The sequence below is a fragment of the Crocinitomicaceae bacterium genome (genome assembly GCA_016708105.1).
Taxonomy (GTDB): Bacteria; Bacteroidota; Bacteroidia; order Flavobacteriales_D; family Crocinitomicaceae; genus JADJGJ01.
Genome location: JADJGJ010000001.1, coordinates 2,297,599 through 2,314,671, shown reverse-complemented (window position 1 = coordinate 2,314,671; position 17,073 = coordinate 2,297,599). Strand labels below are relative to the sequence as shown.

Annotated in this window: 16 protein-coding genes; 12 read left to right on the top strand and 4 right to left on the bottom strand. The window is 35.2% G+C overall.

Annotated features, from left to right (window positions below; translation table 11 throughout):
- Nucleotides 1-23: 23 nt before the first annotated feature.
- Both IPH66_10125 and IPH66_10120 read left to right on the top strand, forming a co-directional pair.
- Nucleotides 24-1,064: an o-succinylbenzoate synthase gene (locus tag IPH66_10125; GenBank protein ID MBK7129703.1), complete on the top strand. Its 1,041-nt coding sequence runs from the start codon at nt 24-26 to the stop codon at nt 1,062-1,064.
- An 83-nt stretch (nt 1,065-1,147) separates the two neighbouring features.
- Nucleotides 1,148-1,513: a hypothetical protein gene (locus IPH66_10120; GenBank protein ID MBK7129702.1), complete on the top strand. Its 366-nt coding sequence runs from the start codon at nt 1,148-1,150 to the stop codon at nt 1,511-1,513.
- 139 nt (nt 1,514-1,652) lie between these two features.
- On the opposite strand, the gene IPH66_10115 is transcribed toward IPH66_10120, so the two are convergent.
- From IPH66_10115 to IPH66_10100, 4 genes are all read right to left on the bottom strand, one after another.
- On the bottom strand, nt 1,653-2,216 hold the full coding sequence (locus IPH66_10115; GenBank protein MBK7129701.1) for a hypothetical protein: 564 nt from the start codon (nt 2,214-2,216) through the stop codon (nt 1,653-1,655).
- A 113-nt stretch (nt 2,217-2,329) separates the two neighbouring features.
- A complete protein-coding gene (locus IPH66_10110) occupies nt 2,330-5,245 on the bottom strand; it encodes a WG repeat-containing protein (GenBank protein MBK7129700.1) in 2,916 nt (971 codons plus the stop codon).
- A gap of 113 nt (nt 5,246-5,358) precedes the next feature.
- Nucleotides 5,359-6,510: an NAD(P)-binding domain-containing protein gene (locus tag IPH66_10105; protein MBK7129699.1), complete on the bottom strand. Its 1,152-nt coding sequence runs from the start codon at nt 6,508-6,510 to the stop codon at nt 5,359-5,361.
- 2 nt (nt 6,511-6,512) lie between these two features.
- The gene (locus IPH66_10100; protein ID MBK7129698.1) at nt 6,513-7,304 is read right to left on the bottom strand and encodes an enoyl-CoA hydratase/isomerase family protein; all 792 of its coding nucleotides are present in this window, start codon (nt 7,302-7,304) and stop codon (nt 6,513-6,515) included.
- 200 nt (nt 7,305-7,504) lie between these two features.
- Between IPH66_10100 and IPH66_10095 the strand changes: the two genes are divergently transcribed.
- From IPH66_10095 to IPH66_10050, 10 genes are all read left to right on the top strand, one after another.
- The gene (locus IPH66_10095; GenBank protein MBK7129697.1) at nt 7,505-8,122 is read left to right on the top strand and encodes a hypothetical protein; all 618 of its coding nucleotides are present in this window, start codon (nt 7,505-7,507) and stop codon (nt 8,120-8,122) included.
- Nucleotides 8,115-8,897: a diaminopimelate epimerase gene (locus IPH66_10090; protein MBK7129696.1), complete on the top strand. Its 783-nt coding sequence runs from the start codon at nt 8,115-8,117 to the stop codon at nt 8,895-8,897. Before IPH66_10095 ends, IPH66_10090 begins: the two co-directional genes overlap by 8 nt.
- Nucleotides 8,881-9,390, top strand: coding sequence for a hypothetical protein (locus tag IPH66_10085; protein MBK7129695.1), 510 nt, complete (start codon nt 8,881-8,883; stop codon nt 9,388-9,390). Before IPH66_10090 ends, IPH66_10085 begins: the two co-directional genes overlap by 17 nt.
- Nucleotides 9,365-9,889: a GNAT family N-acetyltransferase gene (locus IPH66_10080; protein ID MBK7129694.1), complete on the top strand. Its 525-nt coding sequence runs from the start codon at nt 9,365-9,367 to the stop codon at nt 9,887-9,889. Before IPH66_10085 ends, IPH66_10080 begins: the two co-directional genes overlap by 26 nt.
- Before the next feature lie 32 nt (nt 9,890-9,921).
- The gene (gene mltG, locus IPH66_10075; protein MBK7129693.1) at nt 9,922-10,953 is read left to right on the top strand and encodes an endolytic transglycosylase MltG; all 1,032 of its coding nucleotides are present in this window, start codon (nt 9,922-9,924) and stop codon (nt 10,951-10,953) included.
- Nucleotides 10,954-11,277: 324 nt separating this feature from the next.
- On the top strand, nt 11,278-13,503 hold the full coding sequence (locus IPH66_10070; GenBank protein MBK7129692.1) for a DNA cytosine methyltransferase: 2,226 nt from the start codon (nt 11,278-11,280) through the stop codon (nt 13,501-13,503).
- Nucleotides 13,504-13,509: 6 nt separating this feature from the next.
- A complete protein-coding gene (locus tag IPH66_10065) occupies nt 13,510-14,640 on the top strand; it encodes a hypothetical protein (protein ID MBK7129691.1) in 1,131 nt (376 codons plus the stop codon).
- Between the two features lie 3 nt (nt 14,641-14,643).
- Nucleotides 14,644-15,078, top strand: coding sequence for a hypothetical protein (locus IPH66_10060; GenBank protein ID MBK7129690.1), 435 nt, complete (start codon nt 14,644-14,646; stop codon nt 15,076-15,078).
- 337 nt (nt 15,079-15,415) lie between these two features.
- On the top strand, nt 15,416-15,718 hold the full coding sequence (locus IPH66_10055; protein MBK7129689.1) for a hypothetical protein: 303 nt from the start codon (nt 15,416-15,418) through the stop codon (nt 15,716-15,718).
- On the top strand, nt 15,715-16,899 hold the full coding sequence (locus IPH66_10050; GenBank protein MBK7129688.1) for an MvaI/BcnI restriction endonuclease family protein: 1,185 nt from the start codon (nt 15,715-15,717) through the stop codon (nt 16,897-16,899). Before IPH66_10055 ends, IPH66_10050 begins: the two co-directional genes overlap by 4 nt.
- Nucleotides 16,900-17,073: the final 174 nt, after the last annotated feature.

The following is a 17,073-nucleotide window of genomic DNA, read 5'->3' as shown; positions in this document are numbered from 1 at the left end:
GAATTGATTTTTATTGAGAGATGATGAAGCTACAGGCTAAACTTTCTAAACATACCCTCACGTTTAAAACTCCTGGAGGCACTTCACGAGGTGTTTTGCATTCCAAAAATTCATGGATTATTCAATTGTTTGAAGCCAATTGCAGAGCGGTGCGCGGAACAGGAGAGGCTTCTATCATAGAAAATTTATCACCGGATTGGAATGAGGAATACGAGCGTCAGCTGGAAAAAATATGTTCGGCAGAAATTCCTGATTCGCTTGAATCATTTTCGCAGTTTAGAGAAATTCCTTCCTTAAGATTTGCATTAGAGAGCGCTTTTCTTGATTTAAAAAATGGGGGCAACGGTATTTGCTTTCCGTCTGATTTTACTGAGGGCAGGGCATCCATTCCAATCAATGGATTAGTTTGGATGGGAGACCAAACCTACATGCAAAATCAAATTGAAGAAAAGCTCAAAGCAAGCTACACGTGTATTAAAATGAAAGTGGGTGCTATTGATTTTGAAACGGAATTGGAAGTATTAAAATCTATTCGCAAACGCTATTCAAAAAATGAAATTATCTTGCGCGTTGATGCTAACGGTGCTTTTTCAGAAAAAGATGTGATGCAGAAATTGGATCATCTTGCCGCTCTGGATATTCATTCTATTGAGCAACCTGTAAAGGCAGGGCAAACAGAATTAATGCAAAAAATTTGTTTGAATACACCCTTACCCATTGCGCTGGATGAAGAGTTGATTGGAATTCATGATGTGAAAGAAAAAAATGAATTGCTCCGGTTCATCAAACCGCAATTTATTATTTTGAAACCAAGTCTGCTGGGTGGTTTTTTAAGTTGTGATGAGTGGATTGCGGCGGCAGAAAAAAATCTTTCAGGCTGGTGGATAACTTCTGCGCTGGAAAGTAATATTGGGCTTTCTGCCATTGCTCAGTACACGTATACCAAAAACGTAAGTATGCATCAGGGATTGGGAACCGGGCAGTTGTTTACGAATAATTTTTCATCAGATTTAGAAATTAGACATGGTGAACTTTGGGGGAAGAGCTCTATTGAATATTCGTAATCGTCGTAAATATGTCCTGTAACGAAGCCTTAAAAAAGCAAACGGAGTTTCAATTCGACAATTTTAAAATGTTGCCGATATTAATGACTGTATCTCTGTTCTATGCGCTTTTCATGTTGAATTCATGTGATCATTATACTGATCTGGCAGTAATAAAAGTAGTGAATGAGAACTCATATCAAATTGATTCTTGTTTTATTGAAATTAGGAATTCGAATGAATCAAGAAAATATGTAAATATTCATGCAGCATCAGCGGAAGTGTTTCAAGTCAATTTAGAACAAGTCAAGGGTGATGGCAGTTTTCTGATTGGACATAAAACGCCTGAAGCTAACGATTGGTTATATCACCATTTTGGTTATTTCACAAATGGAATGATGGAATTAGATACAATCACCATCATGTTAAATGGTGGAGAATTCCATGTTGATTATCCAAATTCAAAATGATCAATAAAAAGTAAATACACGATATTCATACTACAATAAAATAACTTGTATTTTCATGTTGCCGATTTTAGTTGGTTGTTAGGCATGCACGAGACGTTTGCGCCAGCGGGCAGTCTGATGCTGATCCAAAATCTGATTATTAATACCAATTCATCAATTCCTCAACGCTCCATTCAGGTTCAGGGGAGATAATTTCTGCCTCGGAGGGTTTTTGAGTTTTGAAAAGTTGACGGGTTCTTTTTTTCCATGCTTTGTTTTGATCACGCAATCCTTCAAGTGCTGTATTTTTATTTTGAATCCACTTAATTTTTTTTTGATTTAAATAGTCGTGAAAACAAAGCAGTATGTATGATTCCATGGCAAATGGGTAATAAATACCTCGTTGATGAAAAAAATGGGCAAAGCTTGAATATCCCTCCAAACAAAAATCTTTTCTGATGCGATAACCTCGGTCAAATATACCGCGCTCAACTACTTCATTTGTGTTTCTTTTTATAAAGCGTTCAAGAGAAACATCGCCTGAAGTGGAAAGTATTTTAAAGCAGTGCAACAAATTTTCAGGGATATATTTTGGTGTGTATTTGTAGAAATTATATTCGCCGTTTTCAAAAACAATAGGTGGATAAATGGGATGAACAAACATGGTGTCTGATGCGACAACACCGGAGGTCTTCAGAAATAGAAATACCATTAAAATGCGCATAGTAGCGGTTTGATAAGGATATAATACAGATGGTGAAAAAAGTCACAAGACAAGAGTTGACAAAAAAAAACGCCCCCCAATTGGGAGGCGTTTTCTTGTTAAAAAAATCAGCGTTAAAAGTTCAGTTTAATCTTTTTGATTTTTCCTTTTTTGTTCGATATTTCAACGAAGTATCCTTCTTCTGAGTCATCGTAATATCCTGAATTGTAATAATAGTTTTCAAGATACATGCCTTTTGGTTTCACCAGCTCTACTCCGTCAATAGTGTAAATTCCAATTTTTGAATTTTTTGTTCCTGCAAAAAACATCACGTCGTCAATCCAGAAAGGGTAGAGTGATTCAAACTCGTATGGCATCATATCATTACCTGTAGTTAGGTCAAATGCGCCATAACGTGGATCATCATAATCTCCCATTTGCGCAATTTGAATAGCATCATACGCTGAATAAGGGTCAATGTAGAACATTACTTTTGAGTACATCAAATTGCCTGATCTGTCATAATATTGGAATTGCCCATCATTGGTTGAGCAGTAAAAAATCTCATATCCCGGATAATAATATACATACGTACATTCAGCACTGATAATTGATTTTCCATTAGTGTCAATGATATTCGTACGATAATCAGGATCTGAAATATAAATCATATTAGAAGCCCAATCTGAACCTGTTGAAATTGAATAATATTGGAACGGAATGATGGTCTCACCTTTTTCATTCACTACTCCTTGGTTGCCGTCTTTACTGGCTACAAAACGATTAGTTTGGTAGTCAAACTGTGCAATGAAATCATATTCAAATTCAAGAATTTTATTTCCTTTTCCGTCAATCATTCCGTAATAAGTACCATCTTCTGATGCAATAAAATTTCCATTGCTTGTTTGTTGAATGTAGGCGTAAGAGAAAGGAATTATTTGCTCAAATTTTGAATTCACAATACCGTATTTACCATCTTTCACCAACACGCGATCACCATTTGCTGTATAATCAAACGAATAGCAATCATTGGCGTATCCATAATATGAACTGGCTATACCGTCTAAATTATCAAGTAACATTTTTCCGTCAAATGAATAAATAGTGAGCTTACTGTCTTTAGTTGCCAGAATTTGATTTCCGCACACTTCAATATATTCATAGACAGCAGGAATAATCATGTTTCCTTTTGAATCTAAGGCGCCCCATTTTTCACCATTCAATACAGTAAAAAATACCGGTAGATTAATTGTATATGAATAGCTGTCATAATAATATGATCCTGCTGAAGGTGGTCCAACAACATTTACACCATCCCACTCAGGTTTAACTAACCATTTACCATCAGGCCCAAGCAAACCTGCTTTGTTCTGACTGTTATAAATTTGGTAAACATTAAAGCCTGCAACATTTACAACTGCCATCGCGGCAATATCATCACAATAAGAAGTCCCTTGCTGATCAACTATTTTGTATGGCATAGATTTAATGGTGACAATTGTTCCGCCTTCATTTAAATCTGCGTTTTCAATCCATTGTACTTTTACTTTACCCAAATAATTGCTTCCGGCATTGTATGCTTTGAAACTTATGCTTCCTAGGCTTTCATCTGTTAATACTAAATTTCCTTCTTTGTCAATATTGCGGTCTGCTACTGCCAAATTATAGTTGTAGTAGTATTCAATACCATGATCTGAAAGAGAAATATTGTTTCCGTTTTCATCAACTAAAACAGTGGTGTAATAATAGTTGTCATATTTTGCAATAGCGTATTTTTCATACACTTTTTGTTTATCAAAAAATTCAACAGTCACTTTTTTATTTCCATTTTCATCAAGGTCATAAGCCACGTGAGCCATCACTTGATCATTGTAAATGAAAAAATCTTTATAGCGTGAAAGTTTTGTCCAGGTATAGAGTTCAATGAAGTGCACATTCTCTTTTGACCCTTTCCATTTGCTGTCTAATTCTGATCCTAAACCAATGCGTTTTGAAATTTCTGACAAGCTATACATTCCGGCTTTGTAACTGTTTTTATAGGTATCAACTGAAGTAAGATAGACACCATAACCTGTCCATATATCATCCCCGTCAATGATATACATGGTAGGATCTTCTGGTGAAGTAGTGTACTCCCCGTCATAATCAGCAGTTTGAACGGATGGTGTTCCCCATACGCCACTGTAGTCATCACTCAGTGATTTGCGGGTGTATGCGTATTGATCAACCTCACAAAACGTGTAATTAACTAGTTGGTGAATAGTATCATTTTTTTCAATATAATTTACCGTTACTGTTTCATAGTTCATGCGTGATTCAAAAGTTGGAACAGAGTAGTCAGATTCAGGTGCCTCATAATTGTAGTAGTAATCATATTCTCCGTAATATGAATCGTAGTGGTAGGCGTAAACTTCACTTCTCACCAACGTTTCATTTAATACTGACGATGTGAAAATACTGTTGTTATCAAGATTGGCAAATACTGCGTAGATATGAGAATATCCATCAGCATCTATTACCTCAGTGAATTTCACCGCGCGCAAGGTTGCTGATTTTACGTTGCCGTCTTTTTGCCCGTTGTATTTTGTATCACATGTTATTGCCCACAGTTCATCTTCACCCGTATTCTGATCAAAATAAAAATGTAATTTTTTGGCTTGCATGAATGAGTAGTAGTTCCCTAAATCATCATAGTACTCATTGAATTCTAAATCTTCAGCAGATAAGAAATAAATACTGTCTGCCACAGCCGGTGTATAGAAGCTGTTTTCAGATCCATACACAATCAAGCCTTTTTTATTGGTTGATTTGTTTTTATAAATCAGAAAATGTTCAAAGTCTTTTAATCCAAAACGGGTTTCGTAGGAATAATAATAATTCTCATCCCATGTATAATACTCGTACACGAGCGTGTCTAAAATTTCAATCTGACTTTTAAAATCAGCCGGTTTGTCTGAAAAGATTTTATCTACCAAACTTTGCGCAGATACTTGAGATGAGAATGTGACTACAAATGCTAGTACAGTCATCTTTAATAATAAAAATTTCATAGTGTTAGGTTTGAGTTTATTTACATTGCATAAATAAACAGGTTGATTATCGGACAAAAATAACCCATTCAGGTCATTTAGTTACTGCGAATAATAAAAAGATGATAAAAACTTCAGAATGCCTTGCCCTCATTTACTTTTCTGCGAAGCAAAACACTTGCTCTGTAGCGGTCTTCACGATATTCATTATATAAATTATCAAGAGTGTTAAGAACTTTATCCAACCCCAATTCATTAGCCCAGGTAAGCAGCCCTTTAGGGTAATTCACTCCTTTGGTCATGGCAAGATCTATATCTTTTACTGAGGCAATATTCAAATGCACTGCATCGGCGGCTTCATTGATCAGCATCGCTAAAATTCTATCAACTATTTGACGATGCAAATGTTCATTCTGAATAGGTGTAGCAGTAGCTGCATCTTTGCTGTAATCATAATAACCGCGTCCACTTTTGCGTCCATACCAACCGGCTTCTACATGTCTTTTTTGTGTAAGAGCAGGTTTATACCGGGGATCAAAATAAAAAGAGGCAAATACTGATTCTGTAACGGCATAGTTCACATCATTGCCAATATAATCCATGAGTGTGAAAGGTCCCATTTTGAAACCTCCCACTGATGTCATTGCAAAATCAATGGTAGCAAAATCAGCTATGCCTTCTTCATAAATACGCAATGCTTCACCATAAAAAGGTCTGGCAACGCGGTTGACAATAAAGCCCGGCGTGTCTTTGGTAATGACGGTTATTTTTTTCCACCCGTCAATTAAGTCTTTTGCGGCACGTGTAGTGTGTACAGCAGTTTGTACGGCCGGAATAATTTCAACCAGCGGCATGAGTGGAGCAGGATTGAAAAAGTGAATTCCTATTACGCGTGAAGCATTTTTACACGCTGATGCAATAGATGCAATGCTCAATGAAGAGGTGTTAGACGCAAGCAAACATTCATCAGAAACAATGGATTCAAGCTGCGCAAACACGGTTTTTTTTATATCCAAGTTTTCAATGATGGCTTCAATGATCAAGCCGCATGGCGCAAAATTTTCAATGGAAGAAGAATAGTTTATGCGTGCAAGAACTGTCTGAGCTTCGTCATGGTTGATTTTACCTTTTTCAACAAGAGTAGAAAAAGTTTTATTCAAAGCATCTTCTGCTTTTTTTAATTGTGCATCGTTGGTATCACAAAGTATTACTTCATGTCCGCACTGCGCTGCAACTTGGGCAATACCTGAACCCATGGAGCCTGCCCCTAGTACACCAATTTTCATGTTTATTCTCCTTTAAATACAGGTTTTCTTTTTTCCAGAAACGCAGCTACTCCTTCTTTGTAATCATAGCTTGAGCCTGCCATGGTTTGCATTTCTTCTTCTGTCTCAAGTTGTGTATTTAGGTCAGATATCATAGACAAATTGAGCGCTCGTTTGGTTAAGCCCAACGCTTTGGTTGGCATTTGCGCCAGTGTTTTGGCAAGTTGCATTGACTCGTCCGCAAAACTTGCATCAGCATACCATTTATAAATCATACCCATGGCTTCAGCTTCTTTTGCCATTACTTTATCACCTAACATCATGAGTGCCGTGGCTTTTTGAAAACCTATCAAACGAGGCAGCATAAAGGTTCCGCCTGAATCAGGTATCAAACCAATTTTACTAAAGGCCTGAATAAATCCTGCTGATTCTGTTGCTACACATATATCACAAGCCAAGGCAATATTTGCACCTGCACCTGCTGCAACACCATTCACTGCTGAAATAATGGGTTTTTCAATATGTCTGATTCGTTCAATTATCGGATTATAATGCTGCCGCACGATGGTTTGCAATTTAGGGCCTTTGCTGTCGGTTGCCTCAACTAAATCTTGCCCGGCGCAAAATGCCTTACCGGTACCGGTTATATATATGGCGCGCACCGCATGCGTCTCTTCATAAATATCTAAAATATCTTGCAAGGCAATTGCCATTTCACGGTTAAAGCTGTTGAATACTTCAGGACGATTAAGTCTGATAATGCCAACGCCTGATTCAATTTCATGCACAAGGGTGTTTGATGTAGATGAACTCATAGGTTAAATTTTGTCCAAAGTAAGCAATTGTTCAGCAATTATGCATGGGCTTTTGCAGGATTAATAACAGTTCGTTGCTCATTATTCTTTTATAAACTCATGCACGATAACATGAATCTGTTTACCTTTGTTTATGATTTTGGCTGGCAACCAGTCAACCTGATCATTTTCTCATCGTCTGAGTTTGTAGAAAAAACTGTATGAAGTATTTAATTATTACCGGTGTTTTTATTCTTGGAATCACCATTGGCTACATTGCCGGTACACATTTTTCATTGACTGCAATTGACAGTACCTTAGATAATGAACATACAAATTCTACCGCACTTAATTCCAACGTAGATGATCACGATGAATCTGATCACCACAATCAAGATGAAGATGATGATGATGATATGACGGATTCTTCATACATAAATTCTGAAGATTCGTTGATGGCTGCCATGATGATGGATTCAACCTTAATGGATGAAAATATCTCCACTGAAAAACTCATACGCTCTGTGAATCTTCCTATCAATGACCTCACAGAAGTGGCATCAGCTGATACTACCATGCAAAATTTACTTGGTATTGAAGAAGTGCAGAATACCAATATGTTTGTTGAATTCTGGGAGTCACCACTAAATTTTGAAGGGTATAAATTGTCTCGTAAAAAATTGGTGGTTTACGGCTTGAGTCCACAATTTGATTATAAAATTTACCGTGATGGCGGAGACTATTTTTTCTCTTATCAGAATGTGTACTATAAAATGAAAGAGACACAAGATTTTCTGCCTTTCAGTGAGGTATCCAAAACGGAAGTATTCAATGATTGAATTTGTCAAATACCATGGCACCGGCAATGATTTTATTCTCATTGACAACCGTTCCGGTCATTTTGAGCACGACAAAAAAAAATTTGCACGCAAGTGGTGTAAACGCAGATTTGGTGTTGGGTCTGATGGTTTAATCTTTATTGAAAAAGCAGACATGGCAGATTTTGCTATGGATTTTTACAATCCTGACGGCAGCCAGAGTTTTTGTGGTAACGGTTCACGCTGTGCGGTAAGTTATGCGCACCGCTTGGGTATATTTCAAAATGCCCGTGTAAGTTTTACCGCTATTGATGGTATACATGTAGCTGATTATTCTGAAGAAAAGATATCCATTAAAATGAAAGATGTAGAAAAATTTCAGCACTTAGGCACTGATCTTTTGATACAAACCGGTTCACCTCATTATGTTTGTTTTGATGAGCAGAATAAAAAAGACATCATTTCATTTGGTAAAGAAATAAGGTATTCAGATCGGTTTAAAGAAGAAGGCACCAATGTGAATTTGGTAAAAACACTATCATGTAACTATATTGCGGTTAAAACGTATGAGAGGGGAGTAGAAGATGAGACTTTCTCATGTGGAACCGGGGTTACAGCTTGTGCATTGGCTTATGCGTTCAGAAATGAATTAAATTTTGGCACAATCACTGTTCATGTGAAGGGAGGTAGTCTCAGCGTAAAATTTGAACGATATGAGAATGGCTATCGCAACATCTGGCTGGAAGGGCCGGCCCAATTTGTATATCAGGGAATCATCCATGACGAAATTGCATAATGTAGTGCCTTTTCCGGGCGCTGAAAAAAATAAAACCTATCTTTTACTTATCTCTCCTGAATCTATACCTCACCTGTGTTTGATTCATAATGGTTTGTATTATTCACTCACCTATAAAGAGTGTGAAAACGCCAAGGATTTTAGTATCTATTTACATACTTTGGTGCGCAGCAAACGCAAAATGATATTTGTTGAATTAGATACTTCTCAACAAAATCCATGGTCTGTGTTTAGCAAATATGAAAAGCTACATGGCACGGGACTTACCTGTTTACAGCCGGTGAAAGAATGCATTGCACCTGACAGCAAAGCAGAATTTGTTTTTGAACTCATCAGCGAATTACAGCAGAAAGAACGTATTCAACAAGTTTATCACTTGAACATGGAACCTGATTTCAAAGATCAGAATTATTTTACCCTGCGTGAATATTCCAAAGAAACCATTTTTGCGTACATTCAGGCCTTGAATGAAAAACTGCTTGCAAAACGGTAATATTAAACTCAGGGCGCTTGAACCTGATGATCTTGATCTTATTCTGCATTGGGAAAATAATCCTGAATATTGGCGCGTAAGTAATACGCTCACACCATTTTCTAAAGATATTATTCAACAATACGTTAATGCGGCGCAAGATATTTTTGCGGTCAAACAGGTGCGTTTGATGATTGATGATACAGCCATTCAAAAAACTATTGGTGCAATTGATTTATTTGATTTTGATCCTAGACATCAACACGCCGGTACCGGAATTCTAATTGATACACTTCATAGAAAAAACGGTGCAGCAACAAGCGCACTTAATTTACTTAAGACCTATGCACGAGATGTTATCGGTATTAGAAATCTCACGGCTCGCATTCATGAAGATAATCTGGCAAGCATCAGGCTGTTTGAACACAACGGATTTAAACGTGTAGGTGTACTTGAAAAATGGCATAGTCATCAAGGTATTTGGATGGATGAATTTATTTATCAATGTAAATTAGTGTAGATCATTTTAGACAATTCTTCAATTGGTAGAACATGAAAAAAGTAATCATCATAGTACTCATTCTGGCTGCTGGTGCCAGCGCTTATATTTGGGGATGGCCTGTATACAGCATGCATTTTTCTAAAGTAAAAAATACTGAAAATAAATTGCTGTACATTGAAACCGGAACCACCATGGATGTGCTATCAAAGCAGTTAGAAACAGAAGGAATTGTTGATGCCAATACATTCTCAGATTTTGCATCGTATTTTGAATTTGATGATGCAAAAATTGAACCCGGAAAATATCAAGTCACTGCCGGCATGAAAATTAAAAATCTGGTGTACGGTTTAAAAAATGGAAATCAAGAATTGAAAGATGTCACCATCACATTTAATAATTGTGATGATTTGTATGAGCTGGCGGGTAAGGTGGCACCGGCTATTGAAGCAGATTCTACCCAACTGATCACCTATATCATGTCTCCAAAAACAATTGAAAAATATGGATTCAGAAATGAAACTATCATGTCACTTTTTCTGCCGGATACTTATGAAGTAGGAGAGTGGGATATGAGTGCTGAAGAGTTTGTTGACTTCATGGCTGAGCAATGGAAAACTTTCTGGAATGAAGAGCGAACCAAAAAAAGAAAAGAACTTAATTTGTCTGAATCAGAAATTGCAACTTTAGCTTCTATTCTTGAAGCTGAGCAAGGTATACATTCTCAAGAGTGGAAAACAATTGCCGGCTTATATCTCAACAGGCTGCGTTTAGGAATGAAATTACAAGCTGATCCAACCGCGAAATTTTGCTGGGGTGATGAACTGGACGGAGTGCAGCGCCTGCTTGAAATGCACATGCAAAAAGATTGTCCGTATAATACTTACCTCTATGCAGGATTACCTCCGGGACCAATTCGTATTCCTTCAAAAAAAGCTATTGATGCGGTGCTTAACGCTGAGTCACATGATTATTTATATTTCTGTGCAAAGCCAGATAACAGTGGGTTGCATGCATTTGCTGAAACATACGAACAACATCTGGTAAATGCCAGAAAATTTTGGGAGTATATGGATTCTAAGTGATGGGAAATTTTTGGTGACGCTGGTAATCTGGATTTTCTCAATCATTGGCAATGTTTTGCGTCTTTGTATAGTGGTTTTTTAACCACTTATCTTCATATGAACAACCGTACTTCAATATTACTAAAAATTGGCTTGTGATGCGCTGAACCGCCACTTTTGCCAAACCCGTATTTCAAGTTGCCCTTCTTTTTGTCATTTCTTGAACTTTCGATTTGTAGCACTGTCTGAGTGCGTACCGTGCGTTGTTGGAAATTAATTCACTTTTTTCTTGCCAGCGTCATGTTTGTCCGTAAATTTGTCCGTGTCCGTAAAAATGTCCGCTATATGATAAATGTGAAGTTTTACCTAGATAAAGCCGATAAAAGTAAAAGGTTTCCAATACACCTTGTTATCAGGCAAAAGGATGTCCAAGTCAAAGTTGCAACTGGCGAAAAAATATTAAAAAAAGATTGGGACAATAAAAATCAGGTCGTCAAGGATTCTGAATACAATCATAAATCAATAAACAAGTTCTTATCGTTTTTGATGCAAGAAGTTGAAAAATATTTTAATTCAGTCTCACATACTCACTTTACAGATCGAAAGGTGAAAGAAAAGATTTTGTCATTAGTAAACAGCCGAAAAGTTAATACCGATGTGAAAATGGTTTGCGAGAATTTAGCAGAATATGAAGGAAAAACAAAAACAACATTTGTTGATTTATTTGCAGGTGCTGGAGGATTTAGTGAAGGCTTTTTACAAGCCGAATACGGAAATAGATATTATGATTTTTTATTAGGAAGCGATATAAACGAGAATTGCGAATTAACTCATCTTGCCCGATATAACTATCAACTTGGAATGGATGCAGAGTTTTTGCGACAAGATATAACCGAACCAGATTTTTTAGATAATTTACTAAAGAAATTGAAAGGTCATCAAGTTGACGTCGTTTGTGGTGGTCCACCGTGTCAAAGTTTTAGTTTAGCTGGTAAGCGTAAAAAGTTTGACAAGAAGGATGATTTGTTTGCTCACTACTTAAATGTAATTCGTGTGCTACGGCCGAAGTATTTTGTAATGGAAAATGTAAAAGGCATACTTACAAAAGAAGGTGGAAAAATAAAGGAAATGATTTTACAAGAAATCAAATCAATTATTGATTTAAAAGAATTTCATCAATTAATTTACTTCTTGTCGAAACTACGAAAAGCTGAAAAGGAGAAAATATTTACGCTTGACTGCTATAACTTACGAATGCAATTTGAATCAGCGAATGAAAAGGAGTTGGAAAAATATAGAGAGAATTATATTCAGATTATTGAGAATAAGTTTCGTTTACTAACTCCAAAAATTGCTGATTACAAAACAAGTAAAACTGATGTAAATATTAATACAATTCGACACGGTTTCAACCTATTGAAACGAAGTAAGGAGTTGGCTTATGTAAGAAAGAAAGTCATTTTAGAAAAAGCACACAGCGATTTGGACAATGATTTCTTTGCTGAAAAATTTGATTCGTTTTTGACAGCAATTGAATCAGATTCTATTATTGAACAAATACACGATGCGTTTAAAAAATTAAAACCTTCAAAAGAATATCAAGCTGAAATCGCTGAAATTATTTCAGCACTAGAAATTTACAATTTTTCGTTTGAAGAATGCATCCAAGGTCTTAAACCGTTTGTGAAAGCATTAAATGCAGAAAACGAATTCGAAGAAATATTATCTCACATAAGATTGTATAATATTGACCAGCCATTTGTTGCGTTGGCTTCAAATTACGGTGTTCCACAAAATCGTGAACGTGTTTTATTTATCGGTTGTCGTAAAGACCAAAATTTAATTAAAAATGTCCCACCAACGGTTTGTGAAAATGAAAAAGTAACAGTTTTTGAAGCATTGTATGATTTAGATTTTGTGGGGAACGATGATGAAAAATTCAGTTATGAAACGATTGATTTAAAGTCAAGATACAATGGTACAACTGAAAAAATGAAAGCATTAATAAAGAAAAGAAATATTGATGGAAAGCCAGATGATAATAAAGGATTAACATATGCTGAATGGTCAAAAAAAGGCCGTTTAAATGGAAGGTTTTCAAATGCCAAAAACCCATTTTATGTAAGGAGTTTCGAAGAACTTGAAAATACTTTAACGCACATAGTCGCTCCATTGCATAATCATAAGACAAGTAAGCAAAATGATGATGTTGTAAAAAGGTTAGAAGTCATTTTGAATACCGGTGATTATGATATGGCAAAAAAGGAACTCAAAAAAATTGGTCTTGATTCTGAAAAACGCAATTACAATGTGTTAAAACCAGATTCGCAAAGCCCTACTGTTATGACAATACCAGATGATTACATACATTTTTCAAGTCCACGAGCATTAACGGTTCGAGAAATGGCAAGATTGCAGTCCTTTGATGATTCATTTGTGTTTCAGGGAAAACGATCAACTGGCGGAAATAAACGTAAATTTGAAGTGCCACAATTTACATTAGTAGGTAATGCAGTTCCACCATTAATGGCACGTGCAGTGGCGTTGGAGATTTTAAAAAATATAAAATAAATTAATATGAGTTTAAATATTATTGGATACACTAGGGACTGTAGGACAAACACACCAGTTGTTTATGCGGAAATTTTTATTAAAGATTATCTTACTCTTGTAGGAACAGATATAGACAAATTTGAAATTCAAAGAAAACGAGTTGACCCCAAAAAATATACTAGGTTAAAAGAAGATATTAAAAAAGGAGCTTTGTTACCAGGAATTACTTTAGCGATTGACCACTTAAAAGTGCAGAGTTATTTACCTTTATTGGAAAGCAGAAAACAAAAAGAATTAGAGGCGGCATTATTGGGGGCAAGTGACATTTATATTTTGGATGGCTTGCAAAGAAGTTATATCATTAAAGATTTAATTGAGGAGAAGTTTAATTTTAATCCTGATCAAAAATTATTGCTAGAAATATGGTTCGAAAAAGAAATAAATCATCTTATATATAGATTAATTGTTTTAAACTCGGGACAAAAGCCAATGTCAATGAGGCACCAAGTTGAACTGCTATTTATGACATTAAAAAATGATTTGGAAAAGGGAATTAACGGTTTAGAAATTTATTTGGAAAGAGATGGAACTATTCGGAGTCATCCGAAGAAATTTCCTTTTGATAGAATTGTTAATGGATACTATAGCTTTTTAACCAAAAGTCCAGAAGTTGAAAGAGATAATTTGGTTGTAAAAAAAATGAATGAAGATGAAATTCTTTCATCGGAAGAAGATGAACTTAATGAATCATACTCTCTCTTTGTAAAATATTTAAAATTATACTGTGATTTAGATTTTGAATTTTATCGAATTTATAATGGTCATAATACTCTAGGGATTTTTAAGAATTGGCTAGCGGAGGAAAATACTATTAAAGCCTTCTTTGCCTCTGTTGGTAAATTCTCTTCTGATGCAAAAAAAATTCATAGAGTCGATAATTCAATTGAGAAATTAGTTAACTTATTAAAAGAATCTAGTTCTACCGATGACCCAATTTTTTTAGAAGAATTTAAGACAATCAAAAGTGGGATAGATTCTAAAAAAGTAAATGTTGGAGTCGGTACTAGGAAATTAATAATGGATGGTTTTAGAGAATTCTTTATTGGGGAGGGCGAAGAGTCATTTTTAGAATGTTGGAAAACTAGTGCTAGTTAGGATATGCAATTAGCAGAAATAGAGCAAATAAAAAATGATAGTCAAGCACCAGTTAATATTAATAGTGTATTTGAGCTTTATGACTATTTCGTTATTAATGATTACGTTCCCATAAAGGTTGAAAGAGTTTCAAATTCTTTTAATACAAGTAATCCAGTTTCAATTTCTCATAATGGAATTATTCAAGGGTATTTAATTTTTTTAAAAGAAAAAGGAGATGTGCAAATTTCACAAATGACGGAATTTGAATTCATTTCATTTCTTGCAACAGCCCAACATTCCGACTATAATAACATTTCTTATAAATTTGAAACAGATTTTTTATTAATCAAATCTGATTTCTTTTTGGACTATAACAAAGATTATCTAAAAAAGTTCATTATTATGGGGTGGCTTTGCACATCTTCTTCCTGCTGGGGCTCCAACTTCTCGCTATAAATCAAATTTATTTAATATTGAACTTGGGGATAAATTAAATGATTTAGACGAGTATTCATTTGAATGTTGCGTAAGAGCAATAGAACAACCATATGCCTTTGAGAGATTTTTAAAATTATATCATCTTCTGGAGCTTCAATTTGACTATGCTGTAATAAGTAAAATAAAAGCACTAAACATTCCAGCTGATTCAAATGTAATAGGTAAAATTTTAAATGAATATTCAAACAAAGAATTAGAACGATTAACTGATTTACTGGAAAATAAATGTTCAGATATAAATTCTCTTGCTTCAAAACTTGAAAAAATTCAGTCTTTTCCAGTAATAGGAGAGGATATGTTTATTCACTTTGGAAAATCTAAAAGTGATATTCATCTAACAAATCTTATAAAATTTCAATCTGTAGTTTCTTCTGGTTCATTTTCACAAGCAAATTTACAAGCAATTAAAGTACCGGCAACTTCAGATTATAATAAATTTATTATTAATGTTACTGCTTATTGGATATATCGTATAAGGTGTAGTATTGCGCATAATAAGATTGGAGAGTATCACTTATCTTGGAATGATGAAAATTTCATAGTTGATTTTGGTGAACCTTTGCTTAAAGAAGTACTAATCCAATTTTTTAAAAAATGAGGCAATTAACAACCCTTGAAATAAGCAGAATAAAACTTCTAACTGAAAAATCGGTAGAAATTTGTTTAATTGAACCAACTGGAACTGGACTTGAAAAGTCGATAATGGATGCTACTGGTTCGGTAAGAGCCTATTTGAAATCTAAGAATATCAATGATTTTGAATTACAGAAACAAGGTCAGGAAAATAAAATTCAAATAGCTTCATACTTGATTGGTAAGAATGAGTTGACAAATTCTTTAGCATCTTTGTATCGTCCTAATACTAAAAAAGGTGACCCACGAATATGGTTTAAAGGTTTAGGAGCATACTCGAAAGCAAATGACATTCTGGGCATAATTGCCTTTGAAAAAAGGCTATATATTTTGAATATTACTCAACTGGATTTACACAAACTAATTGAAAGTAAAATAACAAATCCGCTTCAGGAGTTGGTCAATGAAATAAATCAAATTTCTAATGAAGTTGCAGATGAGTTGTTGATACTCCTCAATAAAATTGCAGCAAAAGGCCCGGTTCCTGCAATGCTAAAAGCTGATACGGCAATCGGTAGAACGCTTGAAACACTTTTAGGAATTGATATAAATTCGTCAAAGAAACCAGATTACAAAGGGATTGAATTGAAGTCATATCGTGATAAACGAGGAAATCGGAAAAACCTTTTTGCACAAGTTCCTGACTGGCATTTAAGCAAATTCAAAAGTTCCGCCGAAATCTTAAACGCTTTTGGATATAGTCGTGGAGATGATTTTAAATTGTATTGCACCGTATCAACACTTGTCAGAAATTCACAAGGATTGAAATTGAAAATGGATAGCGAAATTAGTCAGCTGATTGAAAATTCAGATAAATCCAACGTTGGAGATTTTGTAGTCTGGGGTTTAGAAACTTTACATAAACGTCTACTTGAAAAGCACAATGAAACTTTTTGGATTGCTGCCGATTCTGTTACGTTTGGAGGAAAAGAACATTTCCAATATAAAAAAGTCGAGCACACGAAAAAACCGATTGTCTCGCAGTTCGATATATTATTAGAGCAAGGAATCATTACCCTTGACCATTTAATAAAAAGAAAGCCAACTGGAAGCGTTGTCGAGAAAGGGCCCATCTTTAAAATAAAACCAAATGCTTTGGATTTGCTGTTTCCACCAAGTCAATCTTATTCGTTATTGTCGAAATAATTGTCTCCGCTCAAGCGCAGCAGGAAAATATTAGCTCTCTTGGTTTTGCGAAGAGTATGCTTGTTTGACGAGAAAAAGCAAATATGTGGTTGGCTTTTATGTCGTTTGTTGTTCATTTATTTACTGTCGGTCTGTAAGGGCTGCATGTAAATTCCATATATTCCTTATCATTGT